The following is a 20,251-nucleotide window of genomic DNA, read 5'->3' on the forward strand; positions in this document are numbered from 1 at the left end:
CCGAGGAGCGTCGGCCAGGATGTTTAGAAACCTGTTAGGTCTGTTCGCGAAACGGGATCCGGTGGGGGCGCGGACCTATAGTCGCCGCCATGTGCGCTCACGTTCTGGTGGCAGACGACGACCCGCGGCAGGCCGAGTTGGTCCGCCGGTACCTGACGGCCGACGGCCACGAGACGGTCGTCGTCCATGACGGGCGGGCCGCCCTCGACCTGGCTCGCCGTCTGCGGCCCGACCTGCTGGTCCTCGACGTGATGATGCCGGAGCTGGATGGTCTGCACGTGTGCCGGACGCTCCGGGCGGAGTCGGACATCCTGGTGCTGATGCTGACCGCCCGGACCAGCGAGGACGACCTGCTGCTGGGTCTGGAGCTGGGCGCCGACGACTACCTGACGAAGCCGTACGGCCCGCGGGAGCTGATGGCCCGGGTTCGGACCCTGCTGCGCCGGGCGTCCAAACCGGCCTCGGAACCGGCGGCGCGACGGGTCGGCCGGGTGGGGCTGGATCCGGTACGCCACCTCGTGACCGTCGACGACGAGCCGATCGAGTGCACCCGCGGCGAGTTCGCGATCCTGACCGCCATGTCGGAGCAGCCCGACCGGGTGTTCACCCGCGCCCAACTGCTGCATCACACCCGCGGCATCGACCGTAGTTCGACCGAGCGAACGATCGACGTACACGTGTTGAATCTGCGCCGCAAGATCGAGACCGATCCGCAGCGGCCGGCCCAGTTGATCACCGTGTACGGCGTCGGCTACAAACTGGCCCACGGGTGAGCCCCGGACGGGTGCCGTGGCGGCACAGTCTGGTGATCCGGCTGCTGGCCGCCTCGGTGCTGATCGCCATCGCCGCCATCGCCGCGACGGCCTGGCTGGCGACCCGCACCGCGACCCGCGCGATCAATCAGGAGCAGGGCCGGTCGCTCACCGGGGACAAGGGTGTCTACGACATGCTGGTCGCGTACGCGGCCGGGCATCCAGACTGGTCCGAGGCTCCCGAACTGGTCCACCAGCGGGCCGCCGAGCTGGGACGGCGAATAACCCTGATGACCGAGGACCGTGAGGTGATCATCGATTCCGGCCCGGGCCCGTCGCTGCGGGCAGCCCGTCCGTCGGCGGTGATCGACCCGCTCAACCTGGACCTGGGCCTGACCGGCGGCACCGAACGGATCGACGAACGGGCTGTCGGACCCTATCTGCTGCCCGCGAGCGAGCGCGCCGAACTGCGCGACTACGCCCGCAGGATGCTGAACTGCCTGACCCGAGAAGGCGTGGGGGCTCGGATCATGGAGTCGCCGACCGGCCGGCCCAGCGTGCAGGTCATCTCGCCTGATCCGGACGGCGCGCGGCCCCGGTGCGGGGCCGATCTGGACGTGACCGCCACCGCCACCGAACGCAAGGCGCTGCGCACACTCGGCACCATGACCAGCGCCTGTCTCGGTGGCGTTAACGGCGGCATCCTGATGGTGTCGCCACAGTTCAGTGACTACATTCTCAGCAATGCCAACGGGGATCGTACGGTGGTCTCGGTGATCCCGGGCGGTGTCTCCTCCGAAACCGGCACGACCCGGATCAGGTCGTGTCTGGAGAAGTCGCGCCGCACCCAGCTTCAGCCGTACGTCGCCCCGCCGGCCCTGCTCTTCGTCACCGACCCGGACACCGGCGCCGATCGCACCACCTTCACCCTCTCTCGCGGCAACACGATCCGGATCGTCGCCGTCACGGGGGCCGTCCTGCTCGCCACCATCCTGGTCACCGTGCTGGCCGGCCGCCGCCTGGTCAGGCCGCTGCGGGCCCTCGCGGAAGCGGCCGGCGGCTCCGGTCCGGTCATCGTCACCGGCCGTGACGAGATCGGGCACCTGGCGAGAGCGCTGAACGACTCAGCCGAACGCCGGGACCGTGCCGAGGCACAGCGGCGGGCCATGGTCGCCGACGTCGCACACGAGCTGCGGACCCCGCTCACCAACATCCGCGGCTGGCTGGAGGCCGCCCAGGACGACATCGCCCCGACCGACGCCCAACTGGTGGCGCTGCTGCATGAGGAGGCGTTGTTGTTGCAGCACGTCATCGAAGACCTCAGCGATCTGGCCGCGGTCGACGCCGGCACCCTTCGGGTGCATCCGGAGGAGATTCCGGTGCGAGACGTGGTCGGCCAGGTCGTGGACATCCACGTGGGCACGGCACACACCGCGGGGGTACGTCTGGAGACGGTCGCCGTGGGTGATCCGGTGCTGTTCGCCGATCCGGTCCGCATACGGCAGGTGGTCGGGAACCTGGTGTCCAACGCCATCCGTTACACCCCGCCCGGCGGCACGGTCACGGTCACCGTGCAGGAACAGGCCATCCTGGTGCGCGACACCGGAATCGGCATCAGCGCGGAGCACCTGCCCCGGGTGTTCGACCGGTTCTGGCGGGCCGACGAGTCCCGTAGCCGTACCACCGGTGGCAGTGGATTGGGTCTTGCCATCACCCGGAAGCTGGTCGAGGCCCACGGCGGTGCCATCTCGGTGGAGAGCACCCCTGGCCAGGGAACCCTCTTCACCGTCCGGCTGCCGCCCGGTGCATGATCCGTGTCCGTTTGAGATGTCTTGACGGGGACCGTTCATCGCTGACTGTCGGTTCCGGGTTCGGCGGGTGGGTGCCGTAGGGCGAGGGTCGCGTGGACCTGGGCGAGCTGGGTGGTGGCGGTCAACATCGCCAGGTCGGCGCCGGGGACGTACGGCTCCTCCGAATGATCGTCTTCGTTGATGTTGGTGTGATAGTCGACGAGGCAGACCTGGTAGAGACGCTCGGCCTCGTCGGTGAGTTCGGCGGCGCGGGCGGCGTGCTCATCAGGAGTCATGCCGATCATGGTGCCATCCCGGCCCGGACGATCCGGTCAGCCTCGGCCGCCGTCAAAAGCCGGCCGGTGCGGGCAGGTGTACCTCGAACTGGCAGCCGGGGCCGGTGTTGCGGACGCCGACCCGGCCACCGTGGGCTTCGACGAGGCCGCGCACGATCGCCAGGCCGAGACCACCGCCGCCGGAACCGTCGGTGCCGGGTGTGCGGGCGCGTTCGCCGCGGAACGCGACGTCGAAGACCCGGCCCAGGTCGCTGTCGGGGATGCCGCCGCACGTGTCGGAGACGGCGAGCCACACGCTGCCGTGTTCGTGGCCGGCGGCGATGTGCACGGTCCCGTCCGCGGGTGTGTACCGCACCGAGTTGATCAGCAGGTTGCTGACGATGCGGGTGAGTTCGCGTTCGCCGGCCCAGACCAGCGGCCAGTGGGAGTCCGCGGCCACCAGCCGGATACGCCGGGACGCCGCCAGCGGGGCGACACCGGCGATGGCGTCGGACACGATCTCGCTCAGCGGAACCCGGGTGGGCACCAGGTGCAGTGCGCCGGCGTTGATGCGGGACAGTTCGAACAGGTCGTCGACCAGCTGCGTCATCCGGTCGGTCTCGATGCGGATCCGCCGGTGGTATTCGTCGACGGTGTCCGGGTCGTCGATGACGCGGTCCTCGAGGGCCTCGGCCATCGCCCGGAGCCCGGCCAGTGGGGTGCGCAGGTCGTGCGAGACCCAGGCGACGAGTTCCCGCCGCCCGGCCTCCAGATGCCGTTCGCGGTCCCGGGCCGCTTGGGCCCACACGGCGGAGGCGGCGAGCCGGCTTCCGAACACGGCGCCGACGGCGAGACTGATCACCGCGGAGGCGGTTACGGTGACCAGGACGACCCACAGGTCGTGCGCGGACAGGAACATCGCGTGGGCGACGGTGGCGACACCGGCGACCACGGCGAGCACGGTGACGGCGAGCAGGACCAGGACGTGGACGAGGATGGACCGGCCGCGCAGCAGCCGCAGCGCACCCGCGCCGGCCAGCCCGACCACGCCTCCGGCGGCCAGGGCGTAGAGCCCGATGAGCATCGTGTCGTTCACCGGCGGTGCCCGTCGACGAGGGGCTCGTAGCTGTACCCGACGCCCCAGACGGTGCGGATGCGGACCGGTTCGGCCGGGTCGTGCTCGATCTTCTCGCGCAGCCGGCGGACGTGGACGGTGACGGTCGACTGGTCGCCGAACTGCCATCCCCAGACCTTGTCCAGCAGATCGGAACGGGTCCAGGCCCGGCCGGGGTGACGCATCAGGAAGACCAGCAGGTCGAACTCCCGGCCGGTCAGCGCCAGCGGAGCGCCGTCGCGTTCAGCGACACGCCGTGCGGTGTCGACGCTCAGGTCCGCCTCCCGCAGCATCGCGGCCGGGCCCGGATTCACCGCCTGACCGCCGGTGCGGCGGAGCACCGACTGGATCCGCAGGACCAGCTCACGAGGGGAGAACGGCTTGGTCACGTAGTCGTCGGCGCCGACCTCCAGCCCGAGGACCCGATCGGCTTCCTCGCCCAGGGCGGTGAGCATGATGACCGGCAGGCCGGGCAGTTGCCGGCGGATCCGGCGGCACACCTCGAGACCGTCGATGCCGGGCATCATCAGGTCCAGCACCACGAGGTCGGGGCACTGGGCGGCGATCGCCGCGAGCCCGTCGGCGCCGTCGGCGGCCAGTCGCACCTCACAGCCGGCCTGTTCCAGGTAGCGCCGGACGACGTCACTGACCGTGGCGTCGTCGTCGACCACCAGCACCCGATGTCCCATGCCTGGCCACGCTACCCATCACCGGGCCGGTCGACGTCCTCGCCGGGCCTTTCGGAATCCTTACGGCCCCGCGTCAGGCGGGCGATCGCGGCGCCCACCGCGAGTAGAACCGGCATCCAGAGGAAGTCGTGGACGATCAGCACTCCGGCCAGGAACGTCAGTACACCGGCCGGTGCCAGATCCGGGTCGTCGAGGGCACCGGTGACGGCGTACCCGATGATCAGAATTCCGGTGAGGGCCAGGACGGTCCGTGTTCTGCTCATGACGCCAGCACGGTGATCCGGCCGACCCATTTGGTCTGCAGAACGCCGGGCCGGTTCGGGGCGATCAGCCGTGCCGGGTAGCCGTGATCCAGGTGCAGCGGTTCGCCGCCCAACCGCAGCGCGACCAGGGTGAGCGGGTCACCGATGTGCTCGGCGGGCACGGTCGTGGACCGGTACCGCCCGCCCGTCTGCAGCGATTCCACCAGCACCGCGACCTGGTCCGGGTCGTCACCGGCCAGTGCGACCAGGTCACGTAGCCGCACTCCGGTCCACTGCCCGGTGGCGCTCCAGCCCTCGACGCAGGCGATCGGCAGTTCCGCGGTGTGCTGGGGCAGCGCCGCGAGGGCGGCGAGGTCCAGGTGCAGCTGTCGCCGTGTGCCGGTGACCACCAGCCGGTACGACGGATCCACCGCCAGGGCGGCGACCCCGGCTCGGCCGGCGGTCTTGTTGACCGGCAAGCCCTGCGGGCCGGCGCCGGGACCGAGGACCGCGAGGGCGGACAGCGGCCGGACGGTCTGGCCGGCCGTGGTCAGAGTGATCAACCCGGCGGCGGCCCCTACCGCGCCGAGGATCCGGCGCCGGTTCGGGTCCGCGACGGCGACGGTGCGGGCGGTGCGAACGACCGGCAGTTGCACGGCGATGTGCACCAGCAGCGCGCCGACCACCAGCCAGGCCACCCAGTAGTGCCCGGCGGTGAAGAAGAACGGCATCGGCGCATACCAGCGGGCGACGTTCAGGACACCGCTGACCACCTGGAACAGGGCGGCGGCGACAAGTACCCCGACGCTCGCGCGTTCCGCCGCGTGGGCGATCGACCGGATCGGCGGCCAGACGAACAGGCGTGGATACACCGACCACAGTTTCGCGCCGAGCAACGGCACCGTGGCCAGCCCGGTCGCCACGTGCACGCCCTGCGTGAACCGGTAGAGCCCGACGGGCCGCGACGGCCACCAGAACCAGCCCGGCGGGTGCTGGACCAGATGACTGATCAGGCCGGTCGCGAAGCAGACGGCGAAACTCACCCCGAGCGCGATACCGAGCAGGCTGGTGAGCCGGGTCGATCGCAGCGCCGAGCCGAAGCGTCCGGGGCGGAACGGTCCCCGCCGCAGTGCCTCCGGCGGCGCGGGCACCGGGGCCCGCAACCATCGGCTCAACAGGCGGTCAGAGTGGCGAACCATCGACCGGCCTCCGTCCCGGTGCTGAGGACGCGCATGTCGGCCGCCGAGGCCAGGGTGGGAAGGTCGTCGACCGGAACACAGGCCCACGGCAGGGGACCGCCCTGCCCGGCCGGGGTCTGCACCGTCGCGATGCCGGACCAGGCGGGAGTGCCGGGCGGCGCCAGTTCGGCGTGCAGGCGCCCGCCGGGTCCCAGCAGCTCGCGACATCGGAGCAGGAGCCGGTGCGGGTCACCGCCGATGCCGATGTTGCCGTCGGCCAGCAGCAGGTGCGGCCAGCGGCCGGTGCCGGGCACCGGGTCGAAGACGTCGCGTTGCAGCGCGATCGCGCCGCGGCGGCGGGCCAGGCGGACCGCGGTGGCGCTGATGTCGATGCCGAGCGCCGGGTGCCCGGCGCCGGTCAGCGCGCCGGTGAGCCGGCCGGGACCGCAGCCGACGTCGAGGGTCGCGCCGGTGCAGCGGTCGAGCAGCGCCGCGTCGCCGGCGAGGACGTCCTGGCACCAGGCGGTCGGGTCGAACCGGAGCATGCTGCCGCTGGCATGCCGGGCGGTGAACGCGGCGGGAACGCCGGCCACCGCCCGGTTGATGGCGGCGTCGAAGACCGCGATGGCGGTCACCGGGCGACCGTCGCCGGTGCCGGCAGTTCGGTGGCGACGGCACGAGCGAAACGGCTGTCCGCCGGGCATCGGGCGGCCACCTCGTAGGCGTCGGCCGCGGTGTCCACATCACGCAGGGGCGGCAGCAGGTGTAAGCGCAGACCACGGCGGCGCAGCGCGGTCAGTGTCTGCCGTCCGGTGGCCGGCGTGGAGGTGGGGATGGCACGCAGGATCTCGGCATGACCGGGATCGCGCAGGCCCAGTGCCCACCAGCCGCCGTCGTCGGCCGGCCCCAGCACCGCGTCCACGCCGCTGAGCAGCCGCAGCGCCCGGTCGAGGTGATCGGCGGTGAGTTGTGGGGTGTCCATGCCGATCAGGACGGTGGCGGTACCCGGGGCCCGGGTGTCGGCGAACGCGTTGGCGAGGCGGTCGCCGAGCGGGCCGCCGCGCTGAGCGACCGTCGTCCAGCCCGCCGGCACCGGATAGGCGCCGTCGACGACCAGGATCCGGGCGCCGGACGCGGCTGTCGCGACCGTGTCGATGGTGTCGGCCAATGCGGCGGCGGCGATCACGGCCGCCTGGCCGGGAGTGCACGGTGGGCACAGTCGCGTCTTGACCCGCCCCGGCACCGGGGCCTTGGCCATCACCAGGATCTGGGCGGCGCTCATCGGGCCAGCACCGCGCTCATGTCGCGGACGGCCCGGACCGTGCCGAGGACGGTGCCGGTCACCTTGGAGCGGGTGCCGGCTGCCCGTGGGTGGTAGTCGACGTCCATCTCGACCACCCGCCACCCGGCCCGCCCCGCCTCGATCAGCAACTCCAGCGGATAACCGAACCGGCGGTCGCGCAGTCCCAGCGCCAGCAGATCGTCGCGGCGTACCGCCCGGATCGGCCCGATGTCGTGCACGTCGAGACCGGTCGTGCGGCGCAGCCGGCGGGCGAGAACGGCGTTGGCGACCCGCGCGTGCAGCGGCCACACCCCGGCCGCCACCGGACGACGCCGGCCGGTGCCCAACTGGGCCACACCGCGCCGGACCGGATCGGCCAGCCGGGGCAGCTGCGCCGGATCGAAGGAGCCGTCGGCGTCCATCACGCACACCACCCCGTCATCCGGGCCGGCCGCCAGCACACCGGCGTGCACCGCCGCCCCGTATCCGGGTTCGGTCACACTGATCACCTCGGCGCCGTACGCGCGGGCCACCGCGGCCGAGCCGTCGGTCGAGCCGTTGTCCACCACGATCGGCCGGTAGCCGGCCGGCATCCGGGACAGCAGGCCGGGCAGGGCCGCGGCCTCGTTCCGGCAGGGAAGCACCACATCGGTCATACAGCGGACGCTAGAACGCGATCGGCCGGCAAATCCTTACCTGGCGATGACGAGATCTTACGAAACGATGACGTGCCCCGGGAGTTCTTACGATCCGCTGACGGCCCGCCGTGACGTGGGCTTTCGGCCCGGTTCTGGTTCTACCGTCGGCGCCGTGACCCACGTACTCGTGACCGGTGGAGCCGGTTTCATCGGAACCCATGTCGTAGCCGCCCTGCATGACGCCGGCCATCAGGTGACCGTCGTCGACGCGGGCCATCCCGGCGCGCATCGCACGCCACTGCCGGACACCGTGGCGGGAGCCCCGCTGCACCGGTTCGATCTGCGCGACCAGGCGGCGGTCGCGGGTGTCCTTGCCGGTGTCGACGTCGTGGTTCACCAGGCCGCCATGGTGGGACTCGGGGTGGACCTCGACGACCTGCCCGAGTACGTCGGCTGCAACGACCTCGGCACCGCCGTCCTGCTCACCGAGATGGCCCGCGCCGGCATCCACCGGCTCGTACTGGCCAGTTCCATGGTCGTCTACGGCGAAGGCGCCTACACCTGCCCGCGGCACGGCGCGGTACACCCCGCGCCACGGACGGTCGCGGACCTGACCGCCGGACGGTTCGAGCCACCGTGCGCCACCTGCGGCACCCCGTTGGAACCCGGCCTGGTCGGCGAGGAGACACCCTTGGACCCCCGCAGCGTGTACGCCGCGACGAAGGTCGCCCAGGAACACCTGACCGCGGCGTGGTCCCGGCAGACCGGCGGCACCACCGTGGCGCTGCGATACCACAACGTGTACGGGCCGGGAATGCCCCGCGACACCCCGTACAGCGGCGTCGCCGCGATCTTCCGGTCCGCGCTGCAAGCCGGCCGGCCGCCGCGCGTGTTCGAGGACGGCGGGCAGCGCCGCGACTTCGTGCACGTCCGCGACGTGGCGGCCGCCAACCTCGCCGCGGTGAACGCGACCGGTACGCGTACCGGCTGGCGCGCCTACAACATCGCCTCCGGCCGTCCGGCCACCGTCGGGCAGATGGCCGCCGAACTGGCCCGAGCCGCGGGCGGCCCGCCTCCGGTCGTCACCGGCGAGTTCCGGCTCGGCGACGTCCGGCACGTGGTCGCCTCGCCGTCCCGGGCCCGGACCGAACTGGGGCTGTCGGCCACCGTGAGCCTCGCCGACGGCATCACCGAGTTCGCCTCCGCCGCACTGCGCGGATGAACCGCCGGACCCGGCCGGCCCGCGCCGACCTGATCGCCGCCGCCCTCGCCGCCGGACTGTTCGCGGTGGCCGCGATCACCGGCGGGGTGCTGTACCTGCTGGGCCGGCCGGTGCACGCCAGCACCGCGCCCCTGTTCGCGCACTGGCTGCCGCACATCGGCCCCGGCACACCGTTCGCCCTGCTGACAGCCGTGCTGGTCTGGTGGCGAGGGCCGGCGCTGGCGGCCCGGCTCTCCTGGCGGCCGTTGCTGGCCCTGTCCTACCTGACCGCCGTGGCCTGGACGTCGTCACTCGCGCTGATCGACGGCTGGCAGCGTGGTGTCGCCGGCCGGCTGACCACCGAGCACGAATACCTGCACGAGGTCCCCGGCATCACCGACATCCCCGCCACCCTGGCCGGATTCACCACCCGCATCCTCGACTTCCAGCCGGACTCCTGGACCACCCATGTGTCGGCTCATCCGCCGGGTGCCCTGCTCGTCTTCGTCTGGCTCGACCGGGCCGGACTCGGCGGCGGCGCCTGGGCCGGTGTGCTGTGCGTCCTGGTGGCGGGCCTGGTAGCGGTCGCGGTACCGCACACGGTCCGGGTGCTCGGTACCGACGAGGCGGCCCGCGCCGTGGTGCCGTTCACGGTGCTGTTCCCCGGTGCGGTCTGGGCCGGGGTATCGGCGGACGGACTGTTCGCGGGCGTGACGGCCACCGGTGTCGCCCTGCTGGCACACGCCGTAGCCCGCGGGCGTGCGACGGCCGCGGTCGCCGGGGGAGTGCTGCTGGCGTTCGGCTGCTACCTGTCGTACGGCCTCGTCCTGATCGGTGTCGTCGCCCTGGCCGTCGTCGTCCTGGCCGGCGCGCACCGGCGTACCGCGGGCTGGGCGCTGGCCGGGGCGGCGCCGATCGTGGTCGCGTTCACCGCGGCCGGGTTCTCCTGGCTGACCGGCTACCACCTGATCGTCGAGCGCTACTACCAGGGTGTCGCCGCCGACCGTTCCTACGGCTACTGGGTCTGGGCCAACCTCGCGCTGTTGGCCGTCGCCGCCGGTCCCGCCGCGGCGGTGATCCTGCGCCGAGCGGTGACGGCCGCGCGCCCGCGTGCCCGCGACGCCGTCTGGGTTCTGCCGCTCGCCGCCACGACGGCGATCATCGCCGCTGACCTGTCGGGATACAGCAAAGCCGAGGTGGAACGGATCTGGCTGCCCTTCACGGTGTGGCTGATGTCCGGTGCGGCTCTGATCCCGCCCGCCGACCGGCGTATCTGGCTCGCGGTGCAGGCGGCGGTGGCCCTGGCGGTCAACCACCTGGTCCTGACGGTCTGGTAGCCGCTCCACCAGTTATCGCCGACCTGCATCAACATCGGCCAAAGCTGTTCCTGACGCCCGCCGCGTCAGCGGTGCAGGTAGGCGGCCAGGCCGCCGAGTTCCTCACTGGCGATGAAGACCGACCGCACGTTGATGATCGCTTCCTCGACGTGCGCGTGGCAGCCCCAGGCCGCGTCGCCCCACGAGTCGGCGACCTTGAGTTCGGCCGGTGCGCCGCATCCGGCGGCGCCGCCGAGCTGGCAGCGTTCCGGGTGCGGGGCGGCGGCCTGTGCGGCCGCGGCGGCGCGCATCTGCGCGGTGAGTTCGGCGGCGGCGGTGGCGCGCTGCTCGGCGTCGGCGCGCAGGCGCTGTTCGGAACGGACCGTCCGGGCCAGTTCGTCGTGGGCGGCTCTGGCCCGGGCCTCGGCGGTCTGTTTCGCCTGTTCGATGTGGTGGCGCTCGATGGCCAGCGCGGCGGTGCCGGCGAACAGGTGGGCGAGGGCTAGGTCGGTGTCCTGCGGGACGCGGGGTGTGCGGTGGTACATGGCGAAGGTGCCCAGCAGGGCACCATCCCGGGCCAGGATCGGGGTGGACCAGCAGGCGGCGAGTTCGGCCTGCTCGGCCAGGTCCCGGAAGTCGGTCCAGAACGGGTCGGTGGTGATGTCGGTGACGATGACCGGCTCACGGCGGTGGGCGGCGGTGCCGCAGGAGCCGACGCCTTCGCCGGTGGCGATGCCGTCGATGGCCTGGTTGTAGAAGTCGGGCAGGCTGGGCGCGGCACCGTGCCGCAGGTGCCGGCCGTCGGGGTCGGCGAGCAGGACGGAGACGAGCACCTCCCGCGGGGCCAGGGTCTCGATGCTGCGGGCCATCCCGTCGAGCACCTCGGCCAGCGGCGCCTGGCGGGCGATCTGTTCGAGCAGGGCCCGGTGTTCGGCCGTCAGTCGCTGGGCGTGTTTGACCTGGGTGGTCTCCACGCCGATCATCCGGATCCCGGTCACCGTGCCGCCGACGTCGCGGTGGGGCTCGTAGGTGAAGTCGAAGAACGTCTCCCGCACGTGCGGGCCGGTGCCCAGCAGCACCCGGGCGTCCCGGCCGGTGTACGGCTCCCCGGTGCGGTAGACCTGGTCCAGCAGGGCGAGGAAGCCCTGGTCGGCCAGTTCCGGTAGGAGTTCGGCGAGCGGTATCCCGGTGCGGGCCCGGTCGGCGCCGATGGCGGCGAAGAACGCCGGGTTCGCGCTCTCCACCACGTGCGAGGGCCCGGTGAGCGCGGCGAAGACGGCGATGGACTGCCCGAACAGGGTCCGCATGTCGTCGGTGCCCGATACCGCTGTCATGCTGTGGCCTGCCCGTCGTCGTGATGGTTGCTCAACGGCAAATGATGGTGGTCAGACTACGCAGGGGTCGGCGTACCGCATCTCGGCCTCCGCCTCCCCGGCGAGATGTGACGGCCATCACATCCACTGTGGTGCAACCTTTTTCGTGGTTGTCACCGTTCCACCTCCGTCAAAGGAGGCTGACGATCTTGAATGTCGAGGAAGAGGAAGGGTTTCGCCAGTTCGTCGCGGCTCAGCTGGGCCCGCTGCGCAAACTGGCCTACCTGACTTGCGGTAACTGGCACACGGCCGAAGACGCCGTGGCCACCGCCTTGGCCAAGCTGTACCCGCGCTGGCCCAAGCTCGACCGTCCCGACCTGTACGCCAAGACGATGGTGTACCGGGCCGCAGTCGACGAGGTGCGCCGGCCCTGGCGCCGGGAACGTTCGGCCGGCGACGAGATACCGGAGGTCGTCCTGCACGACCCGTCGACTGCCACCGACGACCGGATCCGGATCCAGGCGGCCTTGCGTGCCGTGCCCCGCAAGCAGCGGGTCGCGCTGATCCTTCGCTACTACCTCGGGATGAGCCTCGAGGAGAGCGCGGGGGTCCTCGGGGTCTCCGTCGGCACTGCCAAGAGCCAGACGTCGCGAGGGCTGTCGCGCCTTCGTGAGGTTCTGGCCACCGAGAGAATCGACCTGCAGGTCGCGGATGTTGAGGAGTTGTCCCGTGCGGTTGCATGAGGTGGTGGATCTGGCGACGTCGGGCGCGCCGCCGGACCGGAACACGATCGACGAGATCGTCGGCAAGGGCCGCAGGGTGCAGCGTCGCCGGCGGGCCGGTTTCGCCGGTGCGGGCGCGGCGCTGGCCGTGGTCGCGGTGACCGCCGCGGTCACCGTTCCGTCGATCTTCGGGGGGACGGGTCAGGGCACGGTCGTCGACGCCGCGGCCCCGTCGGCCGGCACTCCGAAGACGGCCACGGCCGCGTGGGAGTTCCCGGCCGACCCGTTCCAGTTCACGTTCGGTGCCTTCGACGCCGGCCGCTGGCACGTGGCGGCGCCGGTCGTGGCGTCGACGTCGTACCAGATCGCGTCGGTCTACCTGGACGGCCGCACCACGAACGACCGGGCGGCCACCGACGAGGAGATCGCCCGGGCCGGCGACAAGCGTGGCGGCCCACCGGAACCGACGATCTACGCCTATCTGGTGCTGTACCGGCCGGGCGCGTTCAACCCCGCCGGTCTGACCGGGGCCACCGAGCTGACGGTCGACGGCAAGCAGGCGTACCAGGTCGGGGACCCCGGCGACGGCGGTATGGCCCGACGGACGCTCGCCTGGGCGTACGCCCCGGACGCGTGGGCGGTCCTGACGACCCACTCGGACTCCGCGGAGGACCCGTCCGACGCGGAGCTGCAGAAGATCGTCGCGGGCCTCAAGCCGTCCCAGGCGGCCCCGGCCAAGCTGCCGTTCACCCTCGACTACGTACCGGCCGGCTACCAGCCCGTCGAACTCGGCTCGCACGCCATGTCCGGTCTCAACGGCATCGCGGCGGCCCGGAACGGCGACTACGGTGGCGCGATCTTCGCGAACCCGGCACCGCCCACCACGAAACTGATCGAGCCGTACGGCGGCGCTGACGGTGAGAGCCTTCCCGGCAGCTTCCAGATCTTCGTGGTGCCGCAGCAGAACTCGAACCAGACGACCGGCAACACGACGATCAAGTGCGGCAACGGCTTCTGCACCCACCGCAGCCCGGACGGTAAGACCAGCATCCAGGTGGCGAGCGACGGACGTCTCTCCGACGCCGAGATGACCAAGATCCTCAAGGGTCTGAAGCTGAAGAACGTGAAGGACGACTCCACCTGGGCGGACGCGGCCACCGCGCTCGTCAAGTGATCCTCGTCTGAGGGCAACGGCCGGGCCCGCACGGGCCCGGCCGTTGCCCTCAGGAACGCCGGGTGATCACGGCGATGCCCACCGCCGAGGCCAGGAACGTGAACGCCAGCAACGCCCACCCGGTGGCACCCATCGTCACAGCCGCCGTCACGACGGTCGGCGCGGCCATCGCGCCCAGCGCGTATCCGGTGCCGTACATGCCCTGGTAGGCACCGATCCGGTCGGGCGGCGCGAGATCGAAACTGAGACTCCATCCGGCCGCGCTCGACGTGATCTCGGCCAGCGTGTGCACGGCCGCGGCCGCGAACAGCACCACGACCGCCACGATCACGCTCACCTGCCCGGCCGCGGCCCACAGACCGCAGGCGGCGGCCATCAGCCACCCGGCGTGCATCATCACCCGGCCCGCGCCCTGGACATCGCCGGTACCGCGGCTGAGCCGGACCTGCAACGCGATCACCAGCACCGTGTTGACCAGCAGCAGCGGCGACACCAGCACGTCGGGCGCCGTGGTGTGCCGCACGACCCACAACGGCATGGCGACCTCGAACAGCCCGAACTGCATGCCGAACACACCGCTGAGCACGGTGACGGCAAGGAACCGCCCGTCGCGATACGGCGACCGCGACCGGACCGCGGGCCCGCCGTCCGAATTCGGTTCAGTGCCGGGCCGGGCGTCGATCCGGTCGGCGGGCAGCCCGACGAGCAGCACCGCCGAGACGAGATAGAGGGCACCGGCCGCCGCCATCGTCACCCGGTAGGCGCCCCCGGTGCCGATCGCCAGCGGGATCGCCGCCACCGAGGTGCCCACGGCGATGCCGATGTTCGTCACGGTGCGCATGGTCGCGCGGATCCGGACCCGCTCCGCCCCCGGGAACGCCCGGCCGACCGCCGCCGCGCGCACCGACGACCCACCCTGCTGAGCGAGGGTGACCAGCGAGGAGACGACGATCAACGTCACCAGATCATCGACCCGGAGGTACGCCACCAGAGCGCATGCCTGGACCAGGTGCAGCACGATCAGCATCTGCCGGGAACTCCACCGGTCGGCGAGGTGACCGAACCCGAGCGAGGCCACGACACCGACCCCACCGGCCACGGTGAGCCCGATTCCCGCCGTCACCGCCGGAATCCCGACGACGGTGGTGAGGTAGAGCATCGTCAGAGTGAAGAAGGCGCCACGTCCCACCGTGTCCACCAGGGTGACCGTGAGCAGGCGCCGCAACAGGGCGTCCCGGCGGACGAGGGAGCGTAACGGAACAGCAGTCGTTGTCACGGCTCTGTTCTGCCGTACCGCGGGTGCCAGGCCAATCGATGTAGCGTACTGCTTAATGATCAGGTACCAACTGGCGCCGGGCGACGTGTCGGAGATCCGGTTCGGGATCTCCCCGCTCAGCGAACTCGGCCTGGGACTGCGCGCGGTGCGCTTCCCGGAGGCTTCGCCCCGTATTGGCCACGGATGCGCGCCGTCATGCAGGCCGACATCCTGTACCGCGGGCACGTGGCCTCCTCCGCCGGCCTGTCCCCGCACGTGTCGTTCGACGGACAGAACCTGGACGTACGCCTGAGCAGCCCCGACGCCCGTCGACGACACCCTGCCTCCCACGATCATGTACGCGGCCCGTGGCCAGGGCGCCATGTGGTCGGCCGGCGCCCGCCCCGACGCCGGCGCCGTCCGCGAACTGCTCGGAGGCACCCGCGCCGCCCTGCTGATCGCCCTCGGCGAACCGGGTTCCTCCACCGAACTGGCCCTGCGCCTGGGCATCACCACGTCCGCGGTCAACCAGCACCTGCGCCTGCTCGAACGCGCCGGCCTGCTCAACCGCGCCCGCTACGGCCGCAGCGTCCTCTACTACCGCAGCGACCTCGGCGAGGCCTTAGCCGCCGCTGACCCCTAGCTGCTACGTACATGTATGCGTATAGTTAAGTCATGCCCAACAAAACCATCTATGTGTCCGACGACGATCTGCCACTGTTCCAGCGAGCGCAGGAGATCGCCGGAGGCAAGCTGTCCACGGCCATCGCCGCCGCGCTGCGCCGCTACGTCGAGATCGAGGAGGGCCGCCAGCAGGGCTACGAGGAGATCGTCGTCCGCGTCGGCCCCGGCCTCGGCCGCAAACAGCGCTTCTCCGGCATGCTGCTGGCCGAGATGGAACTCAGCGGCAACGAACGCGACGAGACCTACCGCGTCTACCGCACCCGCACCGAGAAGTTCGTCGTCCACCACGAGCGTTCCGAAGCCCACGTGAACACCGGCCCGAACGCCGAGAAGTACCGCACCGGCTGGCGCGCGTGGGTCGGCGACTGGAGCGCCGACCAGTCCTGGACCCGGATTCCGGCCGACTCCACCCTGCACATCACCGAAAACCTCGACGCGCTGCGCGAGTTCATTCCGGGCGGACTGTACGACCTGGTCCTCGACGCCGTCGACCAGCCCACCATCGAAGACCTGGACATCTGACCAAGGGTCGCGCTGCTCGGTTCGAACGGCGCCGGCAAGGCCACCCTGGCACGGATCCTCGCCACACTGCTGAAACCGGACCACGGTACGGCGACCGTCAACGGCTTCGCCGTGCTGACCGTGGGATGCGCCGCCGCCTCGACATCGGCATGGGCCTGATCGGCGATCCGCCGGTGATCGTCCTCGACGAGCCGACCGCCGGCCTCGCCCCGGAGTCCCGCCGCGAGGTCTGGCAGGTGATCAAAAACTCGCCGAAGGCGGCACGACCATCCTGCTCACCACCCAGCACCTCGAAGCGGTCTTCCTGGCGACGGTCGGAAAGGGGCAGCGATGAGCACGCATGTCATGCACGACACCTAGGTGATGCTCGGGCGTTCCCTCCGACATGTCACCCGCAGCATCGACACCATCATCACCGTCACCATCACGCCGATCGCGTTCCTGCTGCTGTTCCGCTTCGTGTTCGCCGGCGCTATCGAGGCCGGCGCCGGCGACTACACGAACTACCTGATGCCCGGCATCCTGGTGCGGTTCACGCCGGCGCTGACTTGGCTGGCGGTGATCCCGGGCCTGTCGTTGTCCTCTGCCGCCGAAAGATCGCCTGAAGCCGGCCGGTCATCAGAACCAGGAGGGCGGCCACCACCACATACGCTTCGGCGGCGTGGCGGCCAGCTTCGCCATGAAGGCGGCGTCCGCGGCGACCCGTGCAGCGGCTTCGGCGGCGAAATCGGCCTCGGTCATCAGATGAATGGGAATCGGTTCCGACACGTGCGGCAGCACGGGCTGGTTCGGGGAACTGTTCTCTCCGGGGAACCGGCCGTCACTGTCCGGGAACAGGACCTGCTGCAGACGCATGCCGTCTCTGCCGTACGCCTCGCGGGCGACCGCCGGACCACCAGTCGACGACCAGGTGGCCACGTCACGGATCAGCACCCGGCCCGAGGACAGGACTGCCTGCTCCCCGTCGGCGAGGACCCGCCCCTCGGCGACCAGCCGGCCCAACTCCTCCAGAGGCCTCCCGGAGGAGTCGTAGGCCAGCAACTCGGGCCGCCCGAAGCTGGTCAGGCCCACTGTGTAGGAGAACAGCGGACCCCGGTCGCCCGCGTTGGGGACCAGAATGACGATTCCCCATCCGCGGTCCTTCATCAACTGCTCGCGGTCCCGGCGGTCGGGATCGGGCTCGAATGGCAATGTGGCCTCACTGGGAAAGACGGATCGGGGCGCGACGCCATGGTAGAGGCAGCCGGAAGTTGTCCGGTCACCGATTCGGCTGATGAGCCGATCGGTGTCTGGCGTGTCGTCATCCGCCGGTGACCGTGTGCCGTTGAGTGATGGCGCGGTCGGGCTTGTGGACGAGGAACCGGCCGCGACCAGTTCCATTCCTCGTCCACGGAGACACCGATCCGTGACTGAACAGCCGTACACCCCGACCCCTCACAGCGGCCCATCCGCGGCGCCCGTACCAGTCCAGCCGACTTACGGCCCCTCGACAGTTCCCGGCATGACCACGATGGTGGCTGCTCCGGCGAAGATGAGCCTGCACAAGAAGTTCGCGCTGGCCTATGTCGGCGTTCTCGTTGGTCTGACCGTCATCGGCATCGCTGCCGGTGGAGATGGAGAGACTCCCGCCGGAGTACCCGTTGCGGCAGCCACCACCATGACCGTTGCGGAGCCGGTCACGGTTTTGACCGTCTCCGAGCAGAACGCTGTCGAAATGGCATCCGACTACCTGGAATACAGTGCGTTCTCCCGTTCCGGCCTGATCAATCAGCTCGAATACGATGGTTTCACCACCGACCAGGCCGACCACGGCACCACTCAAGTGGGGCTGTAGCGCCGGTCAGTGGGTTCGGCGGGTGGGGAGGCCGGCCAGCAGGGCGTCGAGGGCGTCGGTGTCGGCCCAGCCGTTCACCGACACGTCGCCGGAGGCGGTGACGATCACTTCGAGGCGGTCGGGGCCGGACACGTCCCGTAGACGGTCGGTGAGGTGCCGGAACTCCTGGTTGGACGAACCCAGCCACGGGCGCTCGTGATCGACGAGGTCCTGCCGGAACGGGCCCGCCACCAGCAGGTCCGTGTGGTCCAGGAGGGCGGCCACGGCACGGTTTCCTTCGACTGCTTGGGTACGGAGGTCCGCGTACTCGTACCCGGTGAAGGTCATCACCGTCAGTCCCGCGGCCTGGACACCGGCCGCGATGACGGCCAGACCGGCGGGCTGTTCGAACGGTTCGCCGCCGAGCAGGGTGACTCCGCTGGTGCCGGCCGCCACCACCCGGGCCACCAGGTCGGCGGGGTCGGTCAGGGTGCCGCCCCGCGTACCGAACAGGTGGGGGTTGAAACAGCCCGCGCAGCGGATCGTGCAGCCCTGCACCCAGATCGCGGTCCGCTCGCCGGGGCCCTCGGCGGTGGTCTGCTCCAAAACCCGGGCCACCCGGACCGGCTCAGACATTTCCGGCCCGGTCCAGCACCCGGGCGACCCGGACCGGCTCAGACATCGACGATACGTCCGAACGGCTGATCCTGGACGTGCTGCGGAGTCGCCGGGGGAGTGCAGGTCAGCCGGTCCCGGACCGCCACGAACTCGTGCGGGGCCAGCCCGGCGGTGGCCAGGAAATCGGCGACCGAATGGAAACCACCGCGCGCCAGCCGGGCCGAGACGACGGTGGCGGCACGTTCCGCGCTGAAACCGGGCAGGGCGGCGAACTCGTCCGGGCCGGCCCGGTTCACGTCGACCAGCCCGGACGGCTGCGGCGGCGGCGCGGGATGGTCGAACAGGTTCCGCGGGCCGAATTGTTCGCCGAACGCGGGTACCGGATCCGCCGGAACCGGCGACGGTGCATCGGGATAGGGCGGCGGGAGAGAGTGACCCGGCGTCGTGGTCGCGGCCTGCTGGAAAGCGGGACCGGCGGGAGCGATGTAGGGCTGCGGCGCCGGGTAGGGCGAGGCGGGCGGCGTACCAAAGGTGGGCGTGGGGTAGGCCGGTGTCGCATAGAACTGGCCCGGCGCCGGGACCAGACCCTGCACCTGCGGCGGCAGCGGAGCCTGAGCGGGCCACGGCATCGGCTGCTGCGGCGGCAGATACCACGGGTGCTGAGCGGCCCGCCACCGCAACCACTCGGCGTTGATGATCAGCGCGTGCACCACCGAGATCATCCACGTGAACAGCACGCCCAGGGCCAGGAGCATCGACCAGACCGAGTCGTCCGGAACCTCGGGACCGACGAAGAAAAAGACGTTGGCCAGCACCGAGTAGACGATCCCGGAGACCCACCACATCGGACGCCGCGCCCGGATCCCGACGTAGCAGAACCCGGCCGCGCTCAGGCAGCCGAAACTCAGGATCGGCAGCAGCAGCCAGGCACTGTTCCCGATCCGCCACCACACCCGGCTCGGCCCGCGGGCCGGCTTGACCCCGTGGGGGTGACCGTCAGGCGGGGTCCACGTCACGGTTCACCTGCTGATCCTGCACGAACGAGGTCTGGCGCGTGTAGTCGCTGGTGAAGGCGCTGTTCTGCACCTTGCCGTCGATCAGGTCCTCCAGCACGGCGATGTAGTCGAGGCAGTGGTCGCCGAGGATGTCCAGGGTCTCGGCGCTGACCGTGCCGTCGGGGTTGACGGTGACCACGATCCGGGGCTTGCCGGTCACGTCCGCTCCACCTCGAAGACCAGCCGCACTCCGGCGTTGTCGTCGACCGTCTCGGACTCCAGCCGCAGTCCGGCGGCGGGTGCCTGATCGCGCAGCCGCTCCAGCACGGTCTGCTGCACCCGGCGGCCGTAGGCGGCGTCTGTCGCGGTCACCAGCTCGACCGCGCGGGCCTGGTCGGCGCCGGTGAAGTGGGCACCCCAGATGCCCTCGGTGTCGCAGGCGAAAGTGGCGCCGACCTCGCCCCACACGGCGGTCATCCGGTCGTCCGCGGTCGTCACCGTGGCGCCGGTGTCGCGCAGCGCGTCAGCCAGCAGGGTGACGTCGCGCATCCGGGTCCGGACCTGGCAGACGCCGTCGGCGCCACGGTCGGAAGCGGCTTTGATCGCGGCCGCACCGGCCACTGCCAGCGGCACCAGAAGTAGTGTCACACTCACGGCGAACCCCCGTTCCTCGTCGGT

General features: G+C 71.1%; 23 protein-coding genes and 4 pseudogenes. 12 read left to right on the forward strand and 15 right to left on the reverse strand.

Going from position 1 to position 20,251, the window contains the following annotated elements:
* Positions 1-89: 89 nt before the first annotated feature.
* The 3 genes and pseudogenes from BLU81_RS07190 to BLU81_RS51955 form a co-directional block, all read left to right on the forward strand.
* Positions 90-773 carry a response regulator transcription factor gene (locus tag BLU81_RS07190; RefSeq protein WP_092542750.1) on the forward strand — a complete coding sequence of 228 codons (684 nt, stop codon included), beginning with the start codon at positions 90-92 and terminating at the stop codon, positions 771-773.
* A 686-nt stretch (positions 774-1,459) separates the two neighbouring features.
* Positions 1,460-2,089: pseudogene (locus tag BLU81_RS51950) on the forward strand (histidine kinase dimerization/phospho-acceptor domain-containing protein); the annotation flags it as partial.
* Positions 2,090-2,296: 207 nt separating this feature from the next.
* Positions 2,297-2,563: pseudogene (locus tag BLU81_RS51955) on the forward strand (sensor histidine kinase); the annotation flags it as partial.
* Between the two features lie 35 nt (positions 2,564-2,598).
* Here the strand turns inward: BLU81_RS51955 and BLU81_RS07200 are convergent.
* The 8 genes from BLU81_RS07200 to BLU81_RS07235 are packed head-to-tail and all read right to left on the reverse strand — an operon-like array spanning position 2,599 to position 7,978.
* A complete protein-coding gene (locus BLU81_RS07200) occupies positions 2,599-2,838 on the reverse strand; it encodes a hypothetical protein (RefSeq protein ID WP_231954261.1) in 240 nt (79 codons plus the stop codon).
* A 52-nt stretch (positions 2,839-2,890) separates the two neighbouring features.
* Positions 2,891-3,901 (reverse strand): sensor histidine kinase, encoded by a 1,011-nt coding sequence (locus BLU81_RS07205; protein WP_092556722.1) that lies wholly within the window; start codon positions 3,899-3,901, stop codon positions 2,891-2,893.
* 8 nt (positions 3,902-3,909) lie between these two features.
* On the reverse strand, positions 3,910-4,620 hold the full coding sequence (locus tag BLU81_RS07210) for a response regulator transcription factor (RefSeq protein WP_092542756.1): 711 nt from the start codon (positions 4,618-4,620) through the stop codon (positions 3,910-3,912).
* Between the two features lie 11 nt (positions 4,621-4,631).
* Entirely contained in the window at positions 4,632-4,883 is a 252-nt protein-coding gene (locus BLU81_RS07215) for a hypothetical protein (RefSeq protein WP_092542758.1), read from the reverse strand.
* On the reverse strand, positions 4,880-6,061 hold the full coding sequence (locus tag BLU81_RS07220; protein ID WP_092542760.1) for a molybdopterin-dependent oxidoreductase: 1,182 nt from the start codon (positions 6,059-6,061) through the stop codon (positions 4,880-4,882). The genes BLU81_RS07215 and BLU81_RS07220 overlap by 4 nt, the downstream gene beginning before the upstream one ends.
* Complete coding sequence (locus BLU81_RS07225; RefSeq protein WP_231954263.1) at positions 6,034-6,675, reverse strand: class I SAM-dependent methyltransferase; 642 nt, start codon at positions 6,673-6,675, stop codon at positions 6,034-6,036. Before BLU81_RS07225 ends, BLU81_RS07220 begins: the two co-directional genes overlap by 28 nt.
* Positions 6,672-7,322: a TIGR04282 family arsenosugar biosynthesis glycosyltransferase gene (locus BLU81_RS07230; RefSeq protein ID WP_092542764.1), complete on the reverse strand. Its 651-nt coding sequence runs from the start codon at positions 7,320-7,322 to the stop codon at positions 6,672-6,674. The genes BLU81_RS07225 and BLU81_RS07230 overlap by 4 nt, the downstream gene beginning before the upstream one ends.
* The gene (locus BLU81_RS07235) at positions 7,319-7,978 is read right to left on the reverse strand and encodes a glycosyltransferase family 2 protein (RefSeq protein WP_092542766.1); all 660 of its coding nucleotides are present in this window, start codon (positions 7,976-7,978) and stop codon (positions 7,319-7,321) included. The genes BLU81_RS07230 and BLU81_RS07235 overlap by 4 nt, the downstream gene beginning before the upstream one ends.
* A gap of 154 nt (positions 7,979-8,132) precedes the next feature.
* Here BLU81_RS07235 and BLU81_RS07240 point away from each other — a divergent pair, with 154 nt between their 5' ends.
* Together BLU81_RS07240 and BLU81_RS07245 are read left to right on the forward strand one after the other, a co-directional pair.
* Positions 8,133-9,182, forward strand: coding sequence for an NAD-dependent epimerase/dehydratase family protein (locus BLU81_RS07240; RefSeq protein WP_231954265.1), 1,050 nt, complete (start codon positions 8,133-8,135; stop codon positions 9,180-9,182).
* Positions 9,179-10,498, forward strand: a complete 1,320-nt coding sequence (locus tag BLU81_RS07245) for a hypothetical protein (protein WP_092542770.1) — start codon at positions 9,179-9,181, stop codon at positions 10,496-10,498. The genes BLU81_RS07240 and BLU81_RS07245 overlap by 4 nt, the downstream gene beginning before the upstream one ends.
* Before the next feature lie 65 nt (positions 10,499-10,563).
* Here the strand turns inward: BLU81_RS07245 and BLU81_RS07250 are convergent, their stop codons facing one another.
* The gene (locus BLU81_RS07250) at positions 10,564-11,811 is read right to left on the reverse strand and encodes a GAF domain-containing protein (RefSeq protein ID WP_092542772.1); all 1,248 of its coding nucleotides are present in this window, start codon (positions 11,809-11,811) and stop codon (positions 10,564-10,566) included.
* A gap of 188 nt (positions 11,812-11,999) precedes the next feature.
* Here BLU81_RS07250 and BLU81_RS07255 point away from each other — a divergent pair, with 188 nt between their 5' ends.
* Entirely contained in the window at positions 12,000-12,533 is a 534-nt protein-coding gene (locus BLU81_RS07255; protein ID WP_092542774.1) for a SigE family RNA polymerase sigma factor, read from the forward strand.
* Complete coding sequence (locus tag BLU81_RS07260; protein WP_092542776.1) at positions 12,520-13,686, forward strand: hypothetical protein; 1,167 nt, start codon at positions 12,520-12,522, stop codon at positions 13,684-13,686. Before BLU81_RS07255 ends, BLU81_RS07260 begins: the two co-directional genes overlap by 14 nt.
* A 49-nt stretch (positions 13,687-13,735) precedes the next feature.
* On the opposite strand, the gene BLU81_RS07265 is transcribed toward BLU81_RS07260, so the two are convergent.
* The gene (locus BLU81_RS07265) at positions 13,736-14,962 is read right to left on the reverse strand and encodes an MFS transporter (protein ID WP_157751369.1); all 1,227 of its coding nucleotides are present in this window, start codon (positions 14,960-14,962) and stop codon (positions 13,736-13,738) included.
* A gap of 334 nt (positions 14,963-15,296) precedes the next feature.
* Here BLU81_RS07265 and BLU81_RS07270 point away from each other — a divergent pair, with 334 nt between their 5' ends.
* From BLU81_RS07270 to BLU81_RS50310, 4 genes and pseudogenes are all read left to right on the forward strand, one after another.
* Entirely contained in the window at positions 15,297-15,584 is a 288-nt protein-coding gene (locus tag BLU81_RS07270; protein WP_092556724.1) for a winged helix-turn-helix domain-containing protein, read from the forward strand.
* Between the two features lie 32 nt (positions 15,585-15,616).
* Positions 15,617-16,147 (forward strand): EXLDI protein, encoded by a 531-nt coding sequence (locus BLU81_RS07275; RefSeq protein WP_092542780.1) that lies wholly within the window; start codon positions 15,617-15,619, stop codon positions 16,145-16,147.
* 9 nt (positions 16,148-16,156) lie between these two features.
* Positions 16,157-16,442: pseudogene (locus tag BLU81_RS07280) on the forward strand (ATP-binding cassette domain-containing protein); the annotation flags it as partial.
* A gap of 68 nt (positions 16,443-16,510) precedes the next feature.
* Positions 16,511-16,675, forward strand: a pseudogene (locus BLU81_RS50310) (ABC transporter permease); the annotation flags it as partial.
* Positions 16,676-16,765: 90 nt separating this feature from the next.
* Here the strand turns inward: BLU81_RS50310 and BLU81_RS07290 are convergent.
* The gene (locus BLU81_RS07290) at positions 16,766-17,338 is read right to left on the reverse strand and encodes a DUF4262 domain-containing protein (protein WP_157751370.1); all 573 of its coding nucleotides are present in this window, start codon (positions 17,336-17,338) and stop codon (positions 16,766-16,768) included.
* Positions 17,339-17,648: 310 nt separating this feature from the next.
* Here BLU81_RS07290 and BLU81_RS07295 point away from each other — a divergent pair, with 310 nt between their 5' ends.
* Positions 17,649-17,981, forward strand: a complete 333-nt coding sequence (locus BLU81_RS07295) for an Ltp family lipoprotein (protein ID WP_092542784.1) — start codon at positions 17,649-17,651, stop codon at positions 17,979-17,981.
* Positions 17,982-17,987: 6 nt separating this feature from the next.
* Here BLU81_RS07295 and BLU81_RS07300 read toward each other — a convergent pair whose 3' ends face one another.
* The 4 genes from BLU81_RS07300 to BLU81_RS07315 are packed head-to-tail and all read right to left on the reverse strand — an operon-like array spanning position 17,988 to position 20,206.
* Positions 17,988-18,596, reverse strand: a complete 609-nt coding sequence (locus BLU81_RS07300) for a 4Fe-4S single cluster domain-containing protein (protein WP_092542786.1) — start codon at positions 18,594-18,596, stop codon at positions 17,988-17,990.
* Between the two features lie 38 nt (positions 18,597-18,634).
* Positions 18,635-19,594, reverse strand: a complete 960-nt coding sequence (locus tag BLU81_RS07305) for a helix-hairpin-helix domain-containing protein (RefSeq protein WP_157751371.1) — start codon at positions 19,592-19,594, stop codon at positions 18,635-18,637.
* On the reverse strand, positions 19,575-19,793 hold the full coding sequence (locus BLU81_RS07310) for a DUF2997 domain-containing protein (protein WP_092542790.1): 219 nt from the start codon (positions 19,791-19,793) through the stop codon (positions 19,575-19,577). The genes BLU81_RS07305 and BLU81_RS07310 overlap by 20 nt, the downstream gene beginning before the upstream one ends.
* A complete protein-coding gene (locus BLU81_RS07315; protein ID WP_231954267.1) occupies positions 19,790-20,206 on the reverse strand; it encodes a hypothetical protein in 417 nt (138 codons plus the stop codon). Before BLU81_RS07315 ends, BLU81_RS07310 begins: the two co-directional genes overlap by 4 nt.
* Positions 20,207-20,251 lie beyond the last annotated feature (45 nt).

Source organism: Actinoplanes derwentensis, assembly GCF_900104725.1.
Lineage (GTDB): Bacteria > Actinomycetota > Actinomycetes > Mycobacteriales > Micromonosporaceae > Actinoplanes > Actinoplanes derwentensis.